The organism is Corallococcus sp. bb12-1 (genome assembly GCF_026626765.1).
In the GTDB taxonomy this organism is placed as follows: Bacteria; Myxococcota; Myxococcia; order Myxococcales; family Myxococcaceae; genus Corallococcus; species Corallococcus terminator.
Window position 1 is genome coordinate 128,603 of the sequence record NZ_JAPNJZ010000025.1, and the last position, 15,830, is coordinate 144,432.

The 15,830-nt window shown below is 70.4% G+C and carries 17 protein-coding genes; 10 read left to right on the plus strand and 7 right to left on the minus strand.

Features of this window, described 5'->3' with window-relative positions; genetic code table 11:
* Positions 1-60: 60 nt before the first annotated feature.
* Entirely contained in the window at positions 61-1,530 is a 1,470-nt protein-coding gene (locus OV208_RS30850; RefSeq protein ID WP_267577523.1) for a hypothetical protein, read from the minus strand.
* Positions 1,531-1,742: 212 nt separating this feature from the next.
* On the opposite strand from OV208_RS30850, the gene OV208_RS30855 reads away from it, so the two are divergent.
* The 6 genes from OV208_RS30855 (at position 1,743) to OV208_RS30880 (ending at position 6,387) form a co-directional block, all read left to right on the plus strand.
* The gene (locus OV208_RS30855; protein ID WP_267577524.1) at positions 1,743-2,183 is read left to right on the plus strand and encodes a hypothetical protein; all 441 of its coding nucleotides are present in this window, start codon (positions 1,743-1,745) and stop codon (positions 2,181-2,183) included.
* A 283-nt stretch (positions 2,184-2,466) separates the two neighbouring features.
* Positions 2,467-2,958: a hypothetical protein gene (locus OV208_RS30860; protein ID WP_267577525.1), complete on the plus strand. Its 492-nt coding sequence runs from the start codon at positions 2,467-2,469 to the stop codon at positions 2,956-2,958.
* Between the two features lie 34 nt (positions 2,959-2,992).
* Positions 2,993-3,376 (plus strand): hypothetical protein, encoded by a 384-nt coding sequence (locus OV208_RS30865; protein WP_267577526.1) that lies wholly within the window; start codon positions 2,993-2,995, stop codon positions 3,374-3,376.
* Between the two features lie 25 nt (positions 3,377-3,401).
* Entirely contained in the window at positions 3,402-4,016 is a 615-nt protein-coding gene (locus tag OV208_RS30870) for a hypothetical protein (RefSeq protein ID WP_267577527.1), read from the plus strand.
* Positions 4,017-4,026: 10 nt separating this feature from the next.
* Positions 4,027-5,766 (plus strand): hypothetical protein, encoded by a 1,740-nt coding sequence (locus tag OV208_RS30875; protein ID WP_267577528.1) that lies wholly within the window; start codon positions 4,027-4,029, stop codon positions 5,764-5,766.
* Positions 5,767-5,838: 72 nt separating this feature from the next.
* Positions 5,839-6,387 (plus strand): isochorismatase family protein, encoded by a 549-nt coding sequence (locus OV208_RS30880; RefSeq protein ID WP_267577529.1) that lies wholly within the window; start codon positions 5,839-5,841, stop codon positions 6,385-6,387.
* A 28-nt stretch (positions 6,388-6,415) separates the two neighbouring features.
* Here OV208_RS30880 and OV208_RS30885 read toward each other — a convergent pair whose 3' ends face one another.
* The 6 genes from OV208_RS30885 to OV208_RS30910 all read right to left on the minus strand — a co-directional run bounded on the left by OV208_RS30885 (position 6,416) and on the right by OV208_RS30910 (position 11,782).
* Positions 6,416-7,288 (minus strand): metal ABC transporter permease, encoded by an 873-nt coding sequence (locus OV208_RS30885; protein ID WP_267577530.1) that lies wholly within the window; start codon positions 7,286-7,288, stop codon positions 6,416-6,418.
* Positions 7,269-8,063, minus strand: coding sequence for a metal ABC transporter ATP-binding protein (locus OV208_RS30890; protein WP_267577541.1), 795 nt, complete (start codon positions 8,061-8,063; stop codon positions 7,269-7,271). Before OV208_RS30890 ends, OV208_RS30885 begins: the two co-directional genes overlap by 20 nt.
* A 13-nt stretch (positions 8,064-8,076) precedes the next feature.
* A complete protein-coding gene (locus OV208_RS30895) occupies positions 8,077-8,928 on the minus strand; it encodes a hypothetical protein (protein WP_267577531.1) in 852 nt (283 codons plus the stop codon).
* 4 nt (positions 8,929-8,932) lie between these two features.
* Complete coding sequence (locus OV208_RS30900) at positions 8,933-9,856, minus strand: metal ABC transporter substrate-binding protein (RefSeq protein WP_267577532.1); 924 nt, start codon at positions 9,854-9,856, stop codon at positions 8,933-8,935.
* Positions 9,857-9,878: 22 nt separating this feature from the next.
* Positions 9,879-11,267: a zinc-regulated TonB-dependent outer membrane receptor gene (locus OV208_RS30905; protein WP_267577533.1), complete on the minus strand. Its 1,389-nt coding sequence runs from the start codon at positions 11,265-11,267 to the stop codon at positions 9,879-9,881.
* A 95-nt stretch (positions 11,268-11,362) separates the two neighbouring features.
* A complete protein-coding gene (locus OV208_RS30910; RefSeq protein ID WP_267577534.1) occupies positions 11,363-11,782 on the minus strand; it encodes a hypothetical protein in 420 nt (139 codons plus the stop codon).
* 333 nt (positions 11,783-12,115) lie between these two features.
* On the opposite strand from OV208_RS30910, the gene folE reads away from it, so the two are divergent.
* The 4 genes from folE to OV208_RS30930 all read left to right on the plus strand — a co-directional run.
* Positions 12,116-12,673 carry a GTP cyclohydrolase I gene (gene folE, locus OV208_RS30915; protein ID WP_324291433.1) on the plus strand — a complete coding sequence of 186 codons (558 nt, stop codon included), beginning with the start codon at positions 12,116-12,118 and terminating at the stop codon, positions 12,671-12,673.
* Positions 12,670-14,097, plus strand: a complete 1,428-nt coding sequence (locus OV208_RS30920; protein WP_267577536.1) for an FAD-binding oxidoreductase — start codon at positions 12,670-12,672, stop codon at positions 14,095-14,097. The genes folE and OV208_RS30920 overlap by 4 nt, the downstream gene beginning before the upstream one ends.
* 229 nt (positions 14,098-14,326) lie before the next feature.
* Positions 14,327-15,067, plus strand: coding sequence for a sigma-70 family RNA polymerase sigma factor (locus OV208_RS30925; RefSeq protein WP_120539854.1), 741 nt, complete (start codon positions 14,327-14,329; stop codon positions 15,065-15,067).
* Between the two features lie 197 nt (positions 15,068-15,264).
* Positions 15,265-15,830 (plus strand): hypothetical protein (locus tag OV208_RS30930; RefSeq protein ID WP_267577537.1); only part of this gene is annotated, 566 nt, incomplete at its 3' end.

Below are 15,830 nucleotides of genomic sequence, written 5' to 3' on the forward strand. Positions count from 1 at the left end.
GTGCCGGGACGGCTGCCCGGCTGCTGTGTCTTGATGTAACGCGGAGCCTTGGGCGATGCCTTAAAGGGCCTTCCAGGCCAACAAAAGCTTCGCCGCGACTTCCGTGGTGATGAGGGGCAGCACGCCACCTCCGCCCACGATGTTGACGATTTCCGACATGGACCCCCGGCACACCCCGCCCCACGCGGGCTGCTTCGACAGGCCCACCGACGCATAGGCCGAGTAGTCGACGAAGAACGACGTGGGCAACACGTTGTTCTGACCGCACAGCAGGTGGTCCTCCGGCTGGGTGTCCACCACCTCCTGCACCACGAAGCCGCCACCCTGGGTGTCCGTGGCCGCGCGGGTGCACAACTGGGCCCACGTCAGGGACTCGCCATAGGCGCCCTTGACGCGCTCCTCATAGGGCACCGTGCCCACCGAGCGGCCCAGGAACACCGCCTTGCCGCCGTAGTCCCACGCGCGCTTGAGCACGAAGCGCGCGGGCTCCTCCGACACGCGCGCCACCACGTCGTCCACCTTCGCGCCGTCTGGACCGGTGCCGGGGCCGCGGCGGAAGGGGCGCGTCCAGGGGACCGCGGCGCGCACCGCCTCCAGCTCATCCGGCGTGAGGCCCGCGCTGTCCGCGAGCGCGGGCTCCGTCAGCGCCTGCGACAGGAGCGCGAACGTCGTCTTCACCTCCACCTGCGAGGCGGGCGGGTTGAGGAACACCGCCTTCTTGCCGGGCACGGTGCCCAGGAAGTCCTCCACCCACGGGGCGGGAGACTGCTCCAGCCGGCGCACGAACAGGTGGCGGTAGACGAGGTCGTACTTCTTGCCCCGCACCGTGAAGCTGTCCTCGCCGGACACGTCCTCCGGGTGCACCACGTCCGCGTCCGCGCCGAACTCGCGGAAGCGCTCGCACAGCCAGCGCAACTCGGTGACCTGCGCGTCGTTCTTGCGGCACAGGAGCGCCACCGTGTCCGGCGACTGCCCGTCGCGTTCGGCCGCGTAGCCGTCCAGAAGGGCCCGGTAGAGCGCCAGCGCGTTGTTGCCGTTGAGCGTGTGGAGCGCCGCGAGCCCCTTCTCCGGGTAGCGCAGGTGCCGCGCGACGACCTCGATGAAGGAGCGCGCCGCGATGTCCGAATAGCCCTGCATGGCCGGGATGGTGGCGTTGACCTCCAGCGCCCAGGGACGGCCCCCGGAGACGAAGTAGTCCACGCGCGTCGTCGCCAGCGTGCGGCTCTGCTCCCAGGTGCGCTCGGCCAGCGTGCGCTCCAGGGGGGACAGGGCGCCGAGCAGCCGGCCCGGGTCCTCGCCGGAGAGCACGGCGCGCGCCATCTTCAGCGTGGCGGAGGCCAGCTTCGCGGACAGGAGCGCGCGGCGTTTGATCTCCTCGGCGTCGAGGATGACGGGCGTGGCGGTGATGGGGATGGGCAGCGTGCTGCCATCCGGCTTCGTCACCGCGAGACCGCGCTCGTAGGCGAGCTTCGCCAGCTCCGGTCCGAAATAGTGTGCCTGCCTGCGCAGGACATCCATGAACTCTTGCACGCGCGGAAACCTACGACCCCAGGGGCTCGTGGGTCCACAACCCGCGACCTGTCGGCCTGTTCCCCAGGCCAGCACCCCGGCGCGCGATGTCCGCCGAGCGGCCGGGCGCGGGGGCCAGGCGAGCCCACGCACCGGAGGCGCGCGGGTCCTGGCTTGCACGCGGTGAAGAGGTCGCTTAAAACAACTCAGTTGCTTTTCGAGATTGAGTGGACGTGAGCCGCCTCCGACGCCACCCCAGCACGAACCGCCCCGCGTCGCGCCTGTTGGCGTGGCAGTGGGTGCTCGTGTGCGTGCTGGCGTACGTGGGCAGCGTCCTCCACTTCGCGCTCGTGCAGCACACCACGTGCCTTGAGCACGGGGACGTGATGCACGTGAGTGAGGCCCCGTCGCATGGGGGCCCGTCGGAGGAAGAGGTCTCCTTCGACGATGCGCGCGTGGCCCGGGCGCCCCAGGCGCAGGCCGTTCCGCACAGCGCGGAAGCCCACTGTCACCATGCCTTCCTGCGCCGTGAGGCTCCGCCTCCGGCCGAGTCCGCCCCGATGTTGGTGGCGGTCTCCACGCGCTCCAGTCCGGCGCTGGCGGTGTTCCGCTTCCACGCGGCCCCCGTCGCGCTGTTGAGACTCGCGCCCAAGTTGTCGCCTCCGCGCGCCTGATTCCGGCCCACGAAGCCCGTCGTTCCCGCCCCGCGTATGTCCGCGGTCCGGGAAACGTCCGGGGCTTCCGGAGCCTTCGTCGCGCGCGTTCCCGTCCGCAGTGACGTGACGTGGCGCCGCGAGGGGCCTTCGGCCGCTCCCGTTCCGCGTGCTTCGTCCCGCTGAGCCTCTTCCAGTCCCCGTCGCGTTTCCGCGTGCGGCCGTTCCCTTGCTTCAGGGGCGGCGTGCCGTGGGCGCGTGGGTCCTGGAGTCCCCGCAGTCCCTCCCCGTGGAGTCCCACACCATGAAGAACAAGCTGCTGTCCGCCGTGTTGCTGTCCGCCTCGCTCCTCGTCTCCGCGTGTGGAGATGACGCCGAAGAGTCCACCGGCGATGAAGAAGGCTGCGAGCACTTGCAGGAAGGCCCCGCCGTCAGCGTCACCGCGGCCGTCTCCGGCACGGGCCCCTCCGTGAGCAATGATCACAAGCGCTACGACATCGCGCTGGTGGACGTGACCGGAGGCAAGGGCGGCGCGGTGTCCTTCGCCGTCTCCGAGGCCACCGACTACGTCCTTTTCACCAGCGCCCCGGTGCTGGTGAAGGTCACCAACGGCAGCGGCGCGGCGGTGGAGTTCGAGGAGAGCACCAACAGCTCCACCCTCTGCACCGATATCCAGGGCCGCCACATCGTGCCCCTCACGGTGGGCACGCACACGCTCACCTTCGGACCTTCGACGCTGTCCTCGGTGTCGCTCGTCATCGAGGAGTCGGGCGAGCACGACCACGACCACGAGTAACCGCCATCCCCCCGCAGTCCCCCAGGAGAAAGCCATGGGTAGCTTCCAGCAATTCCTCGACGACCAGAAGATCTCCCCCGCGGTGCTGCTGCGCCGCTCCCGACAGCTCGAATCCCAATCCGCGGAGGACCGCGTCCTCAAGCGCAAGCGCTCCGAGCGCCGCCGCGAGAAGGAAGGGCAGCAGAAGCCCTCCGTGGAGCCAGGCCTGGGCAAGCCGCGCAGTGGCCGGGGCCTGAGCGAGCAGCAACTGACCGGCGCGCGCGAGGACCGTCCGGTGCCCCCGCGCGTGCGCTCCAAGGTGGTGCGTGCCGTCAACGCGCTGCTCACGAAGAACGGCGGCACCCCCGTGGACGCGAAGGCGCTCTTCGGTGAGGTGACCGCGCGCGTGGGTCCCACGACGAAGAAGGCCAGCAGCTAGCTCCCGCTTTCCCCCGAGGCGCCCCATGTCCCAGTCGCATGCTGCCCCTGCCGCTGTTCTTCCCTGCGACGTTCGCCGCGATGGCGACCGTCTGTTCGACGTGGCCATGTGGTGCCTGGGCCAGGACGTGCGTTGCCCGGACGGCAACGTACTCCTGCGCCACGGCCTCGTGCGCGAGCCGCGTCCTCCAGGCGTGGAGGGGCAGAGCGCGTACCAGGGGCGACTCGGGGACGGGGGGCGCCTCACGCTGTGGGGGTTTGGCGCGCTGTGTGACACGTGCGGCGCGACGCTCTTCGTGCCGCGCGATGGCTTCGTGCCCCGGTGGGTGGAGGGCCCTGGCGCGAGGGCCACTGCATTCCGCGCGGAGGACGTGGGCGTCCGGCGGGAGGCGGCCACCGGGCCGGAGCGCCGGGCGGTGAGGGCGGGCCTCGCGATGCTGGCGGACTGGCTCGCAGACTACGAGGCGTGGGTGGCGCGGGACGTGGGGCTCTCCTGGCGGCGCGAGTGTCTGTCCGCGCGTCGCAAGGCATCGCCCGTGGCAGTGGAGGAGTTGTCGAACGCCTGGAGGCGGATGGCCGTGCGCGTGCGCGCGACCGACGCCGGAGTGCAACACCGTACCGCTCCGACTTTCGGAGCGTGAGGAGGACACCATGCTGGCACGACTGTTCCGAGCCGATGCGCCGTCCGTTCATGCCCACATCGCGTGGGAGGACCTGCCGGATGAAGCCCTTCCCACGCCGCCGTTGTGTGACGGCCTGGGAGACGCCCACCTGCCGGTGACGACGCAGGTTCCCCTTGCGCAGGCGTACTTCGATCAAGGCCTGCGCCTGTTGCACCTGGGCTGGGGGTTGGAGGCGCGCCGCGCGTTCGCGGAGGCCGCGCGTCAGGACCCTTCGCTCGCCATGGCGTGGTGGGGGCTCGCGCTGGTACGGGGCGCGGGTGCCCGCTTCGCCGCCGACCGCGCGGAGGCCATCCGCAAGGCGCTGGTGCTGGCGGAGGGCATCACCGACGTGGAGCAGCGCCTGGTGGTCGCCGCCAGCCTGCTCGCGGACAAGGGGCCCGCCAATGGCCGGCACGCCTTCGTGCGCGAGATGGAGTTCCTCATCGACCGCTTCCCGGAGGAGCCCGAGCCGCGCCTGCTGCTCGCCGGCTTCCTGCTAGACGGCTACGAGTCGGACGGGCGTCCCGGCCAGGGCCAGCCCTATGCGCAGTTCATCCTGCGCGATCTGCTGCGCACGCACCCGCACCACGCGGGCGTGCACGTGGCCTGGGTGCAGTCCTGGTTGCCGAGCGCGAAACCCGAGCTGGCGCGCGAGAGCGCCGAAGCCCTTCCGATGCTCGTCCCCGAGGGCAGCCCCGCGCTGCTCGCCGCCGGGCGTCTGCTGCTGCGCGTAGGCCGGGTGGCGGAGGCGAACCGCATCCTGGAGGCGGCGGTGGCGGCGGATGACGCGTACCTCGCCCGCGAGTCGCTGCCCCTGGAGGTCGCGCCCAGCGCGGACACCGCCCTGCGCCTGTTGAGCGAAGGCTGCGCGGAGGTGGGGCAGTACCGGGGCGCCCAGTCGTGGGCCCGCAAGCTGCGTCAGCGCGTGGAGGCCGCGGGGGCTCAACCCCAGGCGGTGCTCTTCGCCGCGACCACGCTCGTGGCCGCGCACCTGCGCTTCGGCTTCTGCCGTGCGGCGGCGGAGGTCCCGATGGAACTGGGCGACGCTGGCACCGTCGCGGAGCAGGGCCTGCGCGACGCCGTGCGCCTGTACGCGCGTGGCGCATCCGCCCTGGAGACCGGACGGCTGGGTGATGTGGAGCGGGCGTGCCTGTCGCTGGACGCGCTGGTGCCCGCGCTGTCGGAAGCTCCCCGTTCGGAGGGCCGCGCCCTGTGTCCTCGCGACGTGGCGCGCACGATTGAAGTCGCCGCGCAGGAACTGCGGGGAACGCTGGACGCGCGGCGAGGTGACTCCGGCCGGGCGGAGGCCGCGCTCACGCGCGCACTGCGCCTGGAGCGGCGCCTGCGCCCGGTGGGGCCCGCGCTCTTCTGCCGTCCGCCCCGGGAAACGCTGACCCGTGTGCGCCTGCGCTCGGGCCGGGAAGAGAAGGCCCTGGAGCTGGCGCTGGAGCGGGCAGGGGAGCGGCCCGGGTGTGGCCACTGCATGCTGCTCGTCGCCGAAGCCCACGTCGCCTGCGAGTGCATGTCCGAAGCGGAGCATGACTACGCCGTGGTGTTGGACCTGTGGCGCGACGCGGATCCGCACCTGCCGGGCCTGCAACGCGCGCGGGGTTTCGCGTCCCGTGGAGGCCGGGGACGCGCCGGGCTGCGCCGGGTGCCGGATGCACCCGTGGACACCGCTCCCGCACCCCGGGGTGGGGAAGGGCCTTGGACCGTGCATGGGGCGTGAGCGTCCGCGCGGCCGTGCTTGACGGGCGCGCGGGCTTCGCGTCACTAGGGGGCACTCGCAAGGAGCTGCCCCATGCCCTCATTCCGCCTGAAGCCCGAGCAGGCCGCGCTGCTCGTCGTCGACATCCAGGAGCGCCTGTGCGCCGCCATGGACCGTGATGCCCTGGACCGCATGCTCGCGCGCACCGGCGCCGCCGTGGAGGGCGCGCGGGCCCTGGGCCTGCCCGTCATCGTCACGGAGCAGTACCCGCAGGGGCTGGGCCGCACGCATTCGCTGCTGAAGTTGAAGCTGGGCACGTACACGCCGCTGGAGAAGATGGACTTCTCCGCCGCCACGCCGGACGTGCTGTCGGTGCTGGGCGAGCGCAAGCAGGTGCTGATCACCGGCATGGAGGCGCACATCTGCGTCTTCCAGACCGCGCGGGACCTGGCGGACCAGGGACGTGAGCCGTGCCTGCTGGCGGACGCGGTGCTGTCCCGCACGGAGGAGGATCGCCGCGTGGGGCTGGAGCTGTGCCGCGACGCGGGCGCGCGCATCCTCACCGTGGAGTCGGCCCTGTTCGACATGCTGGGCCGCGCGGGCACGCCCGAGTTCAAGAAGGTGTCCGCCGCCGTCCGCTAAGCAGGACCGGCGGCGGAAGGGTCGCCGCTCACGCCTTGCGCAGGAAGGGTGCGCGCGCCAGGCGCACCAGCATCATCAGCAGCACCAGCACCCCGGACAGGACGGTTTGAGAGCCGCCCACCGGGAAGTCGTAGAAGTACGCGAACAGGTAGCCGCCCGCGCCCGCGATGCCGCCCAGCACCGTGGCGGTGAAGAACGTCCAGGGCAGCCGCAAGTCCAACACCAGCGCGGCGATGGCCGACAGCGTGGAGAACGCGAAGACGGGCAGGGCGCCCAGCGCGCGTGCGCACACGCCCACCATGATGCCGATGGACACCATCAACACCGTGTCCAGCATCCGCACCGGCAGCCCCTGCACGGTGGCGCCGATGCGGTCGAAGCTGACGAAGGTGATGCCCCGATACCACCACAGGTGCAGCACCATCAGCACCGCGCCCACCGCCGCCACGGCGTGCAGTTGATCCGGCGTCACCAGCACCGCGGTGCCGAAGAGGATGCCCTGGATGTCATGGGCCTCCTGCGCGATGCGGTCGCCCACCAGGATGGCCGCGCCGCCCGCGAAGGCGAACGCGCACCCCAGCAGGCTCTCGCGGGACAGGCGAAGGCGTGCGGGCTCCACCATCAGCAGCAGCGTGGCCGCCACCGACATCACCACCGCGCCCACCAGCGGATCCACGTGCACGCCCAGGTGGATCTCCGCGAAGAAGGCCAGGGCCACGCCCAGGCCCGCCGTGTTCGTCACCGCCGCGCTGACGAACACCATGCGCCGGAGCACGACGTAGACGCTGAGGAAGCCCAACACGCACCCGGCGATGAGCGCGCACAGGATGGGGTCCTGGAACAGCTCCCAGGCGGACTGGAACTGTTCCCACTTCGAAGGCTCAAGCAGGGCTGTTTCCACGATGAGGCCCCTGGGGTGCGCTGTGGCAGTAGTCGTCGCCGTACTGGCGGCGGAAGGCGGGATGGCAGAACACGGTGCGCGCATCGCCCATGACGAAGCAGCGGTGCTCGCGGTCCACGAAGAGGATGACGTCGGCGTGCTCGGCCGCGACGGACAGGTCGTGGCTCACCACCACCACGCCCAGGCCCCGGTCATGCGCGAGCGCGCACAGCCGCAGCATCGTCTGTTTCTCCGCCACGGCATCCATCGCCGCGGTGGGCTCGTCCAGCAGCACCACGTCCGCCTCGGTGGCGATGACGCGGGCGAGCAGGGCGCGCTGCTTCTCTCCGCCGGACAGGTCACGGAAGGGCCGCTTCGCGATACCGCGCGCCCCCGCCGTATCGAGCGCCGCCTCCACCTTCTGCCGGTCGGTGGCGTTGGGGAAGGGCCGCAGGAAGTTCCACCCCGACAGCCGCCCCCACCCGGTCAGCTCGCGCGCATGCACCGGGAGCAGTGAGTCGATGGAGGACATCTGCGGCACGTACGCGCTGCGGATGTTCGGGGTGCCCAGGGCAATGCGCCCGGACACCGGAGGAATGAGCCCCAGCAGCGTCTTGAACCAGGTGCTCTTGCCGGAGCCATTGCGGCCCACCACCGCCACGAACTGCCGGCGGCGCACCACCAGGTCCATGGGCGGCAGGATGTCCTTGCCCCCGTAGCCGATGACGAGCTGCTCGCACTTGAGCAGCGCCTCGCCCGGCTCCGGAGGCGGCGCGGCGCGGTGCGCGCTGTCCAGTTCGGTCTCGTGATCACCGTGCGCCACGGTTCACCTCCACGGTCGGGCTCACTTCGCCCACCTTCTGCAAGAGAGCGGCAAGGACTGCCTTGTTCGCGAACGCATTCAGGTTCACGACGCCATCCAGGCCCTCCTCCGCAGCGGACCAGTCCACCGCGTCGAAGAGCTCCGGCGTCAGCGCCAGCTTCAGGCCCAGCGCCACGCGCGGCGCGTTCTCCCGGTCGGACGGCACATCCATCTCGCCATTGAGGACCGCCACCGGTTCGGCCTCCGCGCCCGGCGTCGGCACGGTGAACCGGAAGGTCCGGACCCCGGCGAAGCGGGCCGGGACGCGGCCATCCCGCACGCTGCCCGTCATCCGCAGGCCGGTGATGGACCAGCGTCCGCTGGACACGGTCGTCCGCGTCAATTCGCAGTCCGGCTTGCAGGTGAGGCCCACCGTCGGCGCCGCCAGCAGGTCCAGCTCACTGTCGACGGGGAGGTTGGCCACCGTCGTGGTGGTGCTGCCCCCACCGCCCAGCTCCGCCTCGATGTCCTCGTAGTCGACGAGCGCCCCGTCGTCGCTGTGGCAGTGCCCGTTGTGGCACAGCGAGTAGCCCGGCGGAGGGGAGGAAGGATCGAACGTGGTGGCACCGCCACCGCCGGAGCTGGCCAGCAGGTCGATGCTGCCCAGGCTCACCGCGCCGGAGTCGATGCGCAGCTGGAAGTCGGAGGCGAGCGCCTGGTAGCCGTCACCCGCGTCGCGGCGGGGCAGCGGCGTGTACGCGGCCTGCACGGAGGGCTCCAGCACCGCGAAGCCCTCACCTGCATCAAGCGCGCACCCGGACAGCAGCGCCACGGGAAGCCATTGGAGAAAGCGTCTCATGGCGTCACTCCCCCTTCCCGGCGAGGCCCCGCTCCAGGCTGCTCACCAGCGACTCGATGCGCTGCACGTACGTCTGGCCATTGCGGAAGTCGGTGCCGCCGGGAATGACGATGAGCGACGCGGGGATCTTCGACGCCACGAGCTTCGCGGTGCCGTCCGGGTAGTAGTCCTCCTTCAACACCAGCTTCACCTTGCGCGCCTTGCCCTGGCCCAGCACCTGCGCGACGTGGGACGGGTTGGGCGGGATGCCCGGCTTGGGCTCCAGGAACGCGACGGTGGTGAAGCCCAGCCAGTTCTGCAGGTATGCGGTGGTGCGGTGGTACGCGATGACGGGCGCGCCCTTGAGCCCCGCGAGCCGCTGCTCCCAGCCCTGCTGCGAGGCCTGCACCTGCTGCGTGAACTTCGCCAGGTTCGCCTTGTAGGTGTCGGCGTTCTTCGCATCGAGCTGCGACATGCGCGCTTCGATGCCCCGGGCCACCGCGATGCCCTGGCGCGGATCATAGAGGTAGTGCGGGTTGCCGCCGGGGTGCACGTCGCCCTGGCTGCGGTCCACCGCCGTCGTGGGCACCTCCTGGAGGCTCACGAACCGCGACGCGTCCAGGAAGCCCGCGTTGCCTGTCAGGATGCGGTTGTTGCGCGCGCCGAGCTGGAGCGAGGGCAGCCAGCCGATCTCCAGGTCCAGGCCCGCGGTGATGAGCAGGTCGGCGCGGTTGAGCGCGAGCGCCAGGTTCGGCTTGGCGTCCACGAAGTGGGGGTCCTGCGTGGGCAGCGCCAGGGCCACCACCTCCACCTTGTCCCCGCCCACGGCCCTGGCCACGGCGGCGAGGTCCGGCAGCGAGGCGACGACCTTGAGGTCCGCTCTCGCGGGCGCGGCGGCGAAACAGACGGCGGCGGTGAGGAGCGCCGCGAAGAGGCGAAGGCAACGCATGGAAGGGCTCCGGAAGAAGGGGTCAGAACGCATGGGCACCGTGGGCGCCGGTCACGACTTCGAGCGCGAGGAAGGCCGAATAGTCCGGCGTCGCGCGCCAGCCGACGCGGTCCGTGGCGGCCTGCAGGCGCAGGCGGGAGAACTCCGTGGGCCAGAACGTCACCGACGCGCTGATGCGCTGGCGGTCGGCGATCCACTCGGGGTCGAGCGGATCATTCGCGACGCGGCCCTCCTGCGTCTTGGCCGCCGTGCCGAACTCGTACCGCACGCCCGTGGCCCAGCGGTTGGAGAAGCGCCACACCGTCTGTGCGTAGCCGCCCCAGTCGGACAGCAGATCCTCGGGGACCTGACGTCGGCGGTAGATCACCTCCGCCTGGAGCACCAGTTGCTGCGCGCTCGCCTCGGTGATGGGTCGGAACTTCAGGTAGACGTCCGTGCCGTAGATGCTGGTGTGGTTGCGGTAGCCCGTGGGGTTGGGGCCGGTGGCGGCGGACAGGCCCCACAAGAGCGACAGGTCGTCGGACAGCGGGAAGAACTGCTTCACCGCGCCGGTGAGCTGGAAGTCCAGCGGGGACAGCACGCGCTCGTTGGAGGCGCCGAAGAAGCTGCGCGCGGTGGCTTGGCCCTTCGCGTCGGTGGCGCTGCCGATGACCTCCACGTACCAGGGCAGCGGCGTGAGCCAGGAGCCCTCCACGCCCAGGCCCCGGTTGCCCTCCGCGCCGAACACGCGGCTCATCACGAAGGGCTGATCCACGAAGTCCCACGCATGCGGGTGGGTGGCGTTGAGCCGGCCGAAGCGGGTGAGGAACTGGCCGGCGCGCACCTGGAGGTTGGCGGGCAGATCCAACGTGGTGACGTACGCCTCTTCAATCTCCACGCCGAACTGGCTGAACACGATGTTGCTGTCGAAGCGGAAGTACGGATCCACCACCGACCCGATGGACAGCTCCAACTGCTGGAGGTTGAAGCCGTTCTGGGTCGGGTCGTGCGCGCCGCCCTGCAACGGCTCCTTGCTGGAGAAGGCCGCCAGGGCCATGTCCAGGATGAAGCTCAGGTTGAGGAAGTTGGTGCCGCTGGAAATGACATTGGGCAGCTGCAGCGGCGTCACGCCGGAGTCGTTGGTGGCGGTGGGCGAAACCGGGGACGTGTCACCGGATGGCCGCGCGCGGGTGCTCGCGTCCGCGCCCAGGGCCTTTTCAATCTCCGCCATCTCCTCCGGGCTCAGGGTCGGAGCATCCTCCGGAGCCCCGGTGGCGGGCGCTGGAGGGGCTTCGGGCTCGGCGGTGGAGGCGGGCGGCGTCTGTCCTGGCGTCTGCTCTGGCGATGCCTGGGCCCAGGCTGCACTCGCGGACAACTGCACGGCGAGCGCGACGGCCAGGGCGCGGGGAGTCCTGCGCGGAAGAAATGACACGGGGTGTTGCTCCTCGGAACTGGACGACCGCGGAGCATGACGCCCCGCGAGCACCGTCCACCAATGACCTGCTTCACCAGCACGACACGCGGGGACTACGCGTGCGCGGGGGGCGAGGCCTTGGGAGCGGTGGCGAGGACCGCGAGTGGCGCGAACGAGCGCGGAGGCGCGGTGGCCGGGTGGCTGCTCTCGACGCCGGAGGCCGCGCGAAGGAGGTCGCCCGCGAACAGGGCTCCCATCTGCGGGGCGGCCGTGAGCAGCGGGCACGTCTCGTGGTTGGGGCCCGTCGAATCCGCGACGGCGGGCGGGACGGAGGCGACGGTGGGGGCACGCTCGGCGAACCGGGACAACGACGGGTTCGCGCGCCGCGCATCCTCTTCGAACGTCTGGTGCTCCGCGCAGAAGCGGTGCGCGTGCTGCTCGACGTGCAGCGTCAGACCCAGCGGCTGGGCACCCCAGAGCGCGATGAGCAACATCGCGGTGAGGCGAGCGAGGGTATGGGCGCGCGAGAGCATCGAGGGATCCCGGCTGGCTTACTGTCGGCCCCCGGGAGTGTCAAGGCAGGCCGGGCGTCCCGGGCGGGGGCTTCGCGAGTGTGACGGTCGGGCAGGGCGGCGATTCAAGGTCGGCACGCGAACCTCCGGCGTGGGGAGGGTTTTCTGAAACAGGGTGACCATTGAACGGTGTTTTCATTCCAGGCAACCCGCCGTGCCGCATCGGCTAGGTTGGGTCCGCTTCCACCGCAGGCCCCAGCGCCAGGAGTTCCGCCGCCCGTGCCCCCCTCCCGTCCCCGCCGTCGCGCCCCCGCGGCGCCGCCCCCTCGCGCAGTGACGCCCGATCCCGCCGCCATGGCCCGGGCGGTGCGCGACTTCCTCACCGCCGCGGGCCTCTCCCTCCAGGACGAGAACCTGGTGGACACCCCGACGCGCGTGGCCGACGTGTGGACGAACGGCTTCCTCGACGGCTACTCCCGCACGCCGGAGGAGGTGCTCGGAAAGACCTATCCCGCCCCCGCGAACTCGTCCGGGGAGCTGGTCGTCGTCTCGGACCTGCACTTCCACTCCATGTGCCCGCACCACCTGTTGCCCTTCACCGGCCGCGCCCACGTGGCCTACGTGCCCGGTGCGCGTGTGGTGGGCTTCGGCCGGCTGGCGGCGCTGGTGGATTGCTTCGCGCACCGGCTCATCCTCCAGGAGGACCTGGCCCGGCAGGTGGCCCATGCCCTCGCCCGTGTGCTCGGCAGCCCCGCCACCGCCTGCATCCTGGAGGCGGAGCAAGCCTGTCTGCGGTTGAGGGCGGATCACCAGCGCGACGCCGTCACCCACTCCGAAGCCTACGAGGGCCAGCTGCGCCGCGACGGACCCCTGCGCCGCGAACTGTGGGCCCGCCTGGGGGCCCGGCGATGAACCCGGCGGGCCAGACCTTCGAACGGGTGGCACCCGAGCGGGTGGCGAAGGTCCTGGAGGCCCTGTCGGACGTGCTGGCGCAAGGGCAGGTGCGGCGCGACGAGGCCTCGCTCGATGCCTACGCGCGCGACGAGTCCGACAGCGGCGTCTACCCGCCCGACGTCGTCCTTCTTCCGGAGAACACCGCGCAGGTGTCCGCCATCTTCAAGGCGTGTCAGGCCCACGGCGTGCCCTTCACCCCGTGCGGCGCGCGCAGCGGCAAGAGCGGTGGGTCGCTGCCCCTGCGAGGCGGCGTGGTGGTGAGCCTGGAGCGCATGAACCGCATCCGCTCCGTCTCTTCAGAAGACCTCACCGCGGTGGTGGAGCCCGGCGTCATCACGGGCGACCTGATGAAGGCCGTGGAAGCGCAGGGGCTCTTCTATCCCCCCGACCCGAACTCCTGGGAGTTCTGCACCCTGGGCGGCAACGTGGCGGAGAACGCCGGTGGCCCCCGCGCCCTCAAGTACGGCGTCACGCGCGACTACGTCATCGGCCTGGAGTGGGTGATGCCGGATGGCGAGGTGCTCCGCGTGGGCCGGCGCACCATCAAGGGCGTGGCCGGCTATGACCTCGTGGGGCTCTTCGTGGGCTCCGAGGGCACGCTCGGCGTCGCCACCGAAATCACCGTCCAGCTCATCCCCCTACCGCGCCAGGTGATGACCGCGCTGGTGGTGTTCCCCTCCGTGCTGCACGCGGCCCGAGGCGTCTCCGCCGTGCTCGCCGCCGGCATCCTGCCCCGGTGCCTGGAGCTCATCGACGAGGTCGCCGTCCAGGCCATCGTCCACCGGGGCAGCTTCCAGTTCCCCCCGGACGCGGGCGCCGCCCTCATCGCGGAGGTGGACGGCAATTCCTCCGAAGGGGTGTTCGCGGAGCTCACCCAACTGGGGGGCATTTGTGAATCACACGGGGCCACGCAGACCCTGGTGGCCCAGGACGAAGCCCAGCGCGAGAAGCTGTGGGCCGCGCGGCGGGTGATCTCCCCCGCGTTGCGCGCGCTCAAGGCCGCGAAGATTTCGGAGGACATCGTGGTCCCCCGCTCGAAAATTCCCGAGATCATCGAGCGGCTCAAGAAGATGGGCGAGGAGCTGGGGCTCACCGTGGCCACGTATGGCCATGCGGGCGACGGCAACCTGCACGCCAACATCCTCTACGACGGCCCCGCTCAGCGCCCGCTCGTTGAAGAGGCCCTGCGCCGCATGCTGGAGCTCACCGTCGCCCTGGGGGGCACCATCACCGGCGAGCACGGGGTGGGGCACGCCAAGCGGGAGTACCTGGCCCTGGAGCAGCCCCCCGCGCTCCTGGACCTCCAGCGGCGCCTGAAGGCCTTTTTTGATCCATCAGGCCTGCTCAACCCGGAGAAAATGTTCCCCGTTCCCAAGCGTTGATGAATCCGTGGCCGGAAACGTAGGTGCTGCCCACCCGTCGGACTTCTCACCTTTCAAGGCATGAGAGGGCGCCCTGTGACGGGCTTTTGACATGGGTAAGCGGGCGAAATGCCCTTCTCCATCGGAATGAGAAACCCTTTCCGACGTTGCGCGTCCTAGAGACAGATGGACGCGGTTCGTCGGGGGATTCATCGCGTCCGGCAGTAACGAAACGGAAGGACGGGAAATCATGGCCAACTCGACGAAGTTCGCAGCAGAGGGCCTCTCGCATTACCTGCGTCACCTGGGCGGGCACCACCAGCTGACGCGTGAGCAGGAGTACGAACTCGCGCGCCAGGCACGCAAGGGAGATGAGAGCGCCCGGCAGACGCTCGCCAGCTCCAACCTCGCTTTCGTGGTCGCGGTCGCCAAGAAGTTCGCCAATCGCGGAGCCCGCCTGGACGACCTCATCCAGGAAGGCAACGTGGGCCTGATGAAGGCCATTGAGCACTTCGATCCGAAGAAGAACGTGCGCTTCGCCACCTATGCCGTGTGGTGGATCCGCGCCTACATCACCCGCTACCTCAAGGACAACCGCAGCCAGGTGCGCGGCGGCGAGGCGGAGCGGGGCAGCATGGTGGACTTCTCGCTGGACGCCACCATCGACGAGGAGGGCGAAACCACCTTCCTCGACCGGCTGGAGGACGGCGGGCCCTCGCCCCAGGAGTCGTTCCTGACGCGCGAGCAGGACTCCGAAGTGCAGGAGGCCCTGGCCAAGGTGCGCAAGCGCATTGGCGACCTGGGGTGGGACATCCTTCAGGAGCGGCTCACGCAGGACAAGCCGCTGACGCTGGAGGAGCTGGGCCAGCGCTGGGGCGTGTCGCGCGAGCGCGTGCGCCAGGTGGAGCTGAAGACGAAGAACTTCCTGGAGCGCTACCTCCTCGCCTTCAACGAGAACGAGGAGCACACCGCCACGGCCGACGCGGCCTGACGCGGTCCCAGAACCCCGCCGTCCCACCCGGGAGGGCAGGGGTTTTGTTCAGAAAAGACGGGGTCTGGCGGGTTGTTCAAACCTTGCCGGCCCCGTCTTCTTTTTTGCCGCGTTGCGTCTGGCGCGTTCGGTTGCTGGTGGGCAAGCGTGCGTGTTAAGGCGTTAGGATGCGCTTGAAATTGCTAGCCCTTTGGGTCTTGGCGGCCCTTCCAGCCCAGGCGGCGGAACCCGCGCTGCTCACCCAACTCGACGCGTTGTTCGACAAACGCAACGACGCGGAATCGGTGAAGGCGCTGGAGACGGGACTGAGGGATGCGCTGAAGACCGCGCCCGAGGATTTCGACCTCGTGTGGCGCAAGGCCCGCATCCTCCAATGGCAGGCGGACGGCGCCACCACCGAAAAGCTCAAGAAGGTCCTGGGCAAGCAGACGTGGGAAGAGGGCGACAAGGCCGCGAAGCTCCAGCCGTCGCGCGTGGAGGGGCACTACTACGCCGCATGTGGCATCGGGTCCTACTCGCAGGCCGTGGGCATCATGAAGGCGCTGGGGGACGGGCTGGAGGGCAAGTTCAACGAGCGCCTGGACACCGCGCTGAAGCTCGACGCGGGGTACGACTTCGGTGGCCCCTGGCTGGTGAAGGGTCGCTACTTCTATGAATTGCCGTGGCCGAAGCGCGACCTGAAGAAGTCGGTGTCGTACTACGAGAAGGCCATCGCCAAGTATCCGCAGTCGCTGCGCGCCTACTACTACCTGGCCGAGACGTT

What these genes read in the sequence shown, in the direction of transcription:
- OV208_RS30910 (WP_267577534.1), bottom strand. Translation starts at nt 11,782, where the DNA reads ATGCTCTCGCGCGCCCATACCCTCGCTCGCCTCACCGCGATGTTGCTC.
- OV208_RS30880 (WP_267577529.1), top strand. Translation starts at nt 5,839, where the DNA reads ATGCCCTCATTCCGCCTGAAGCCCGAGCAGGCCGCGCTGCTCGTCGTC.
- OV208_RS30920 (WP_267577536.1), top strand. Translation starts at nt 12,670, where the DNA reads ATGAACCCGGCGGGCCAGACCTTCGAACGGGTGGCACCCGAGCGGGTG.
- OV208_RS30870 (WP_267577527.1), top strand. Translation starts at nt 3,402, where the DNA reads ATGTCCCAGTCGCATGCTGCCCCTGCCGCTGTTCTTCCCTGCGACGTT.
- OV208_RS30865 (WP_267577526.1), top strand. Translation starts at nt 2,993, where the DNA reads ATGGGTAGCTTCCAGCAATTCCTCGACGACCAGAAGATCTCCCCCGCG.
- OV208_RS30875 (WP_267577528.1), top strand. Translation starts at nt 4,027, where the DNA reads ATGCTGGCACGACTGTTCCGAGCCGATGCGCCGTCCGTTCATGCCCAC.
- OV208_RS30900 (WP_267577532.1), bottom strand. Translation starts at nt 9,856, where the DNA reads ATGCGTTGCCTTCGCCTCTTCGCGGCGCTCCTCACCGCCGCCGTCTGT.
- OV208_RS30895 (WP_267577531.1), bottom strand. Translation starts at nt 8,928, where the DNA reads ATGAGACGCTTTCTCCAATGGCTTCCCGTGGCGCTGCTGTCCGGGTGC.
- folE (WP_324291433.1), top strand. Translation starts at nt 12,116, where the DNA reads ATGGCCCGGGCGGTGCGCGACTTCCTCACCGCCGCGGGCCTCTCCCTC.
- OV208_RS30860 (WP_267577525.1), top strand. Translation starts at nt 2,467, where the DNA reads ATGAAGAACAAGCTGCTGTCCGCCGTGTTGCTGTCCGCCTCGCTCCTC.
- OV208_RS30925 (WP_120539854.1), top strand. Translation starts at nt 14,327, where the DNA reads ATGGCCAACTCGACGAAGTTCGCAGCAGAGGGCCTCTCGCATTACCTG.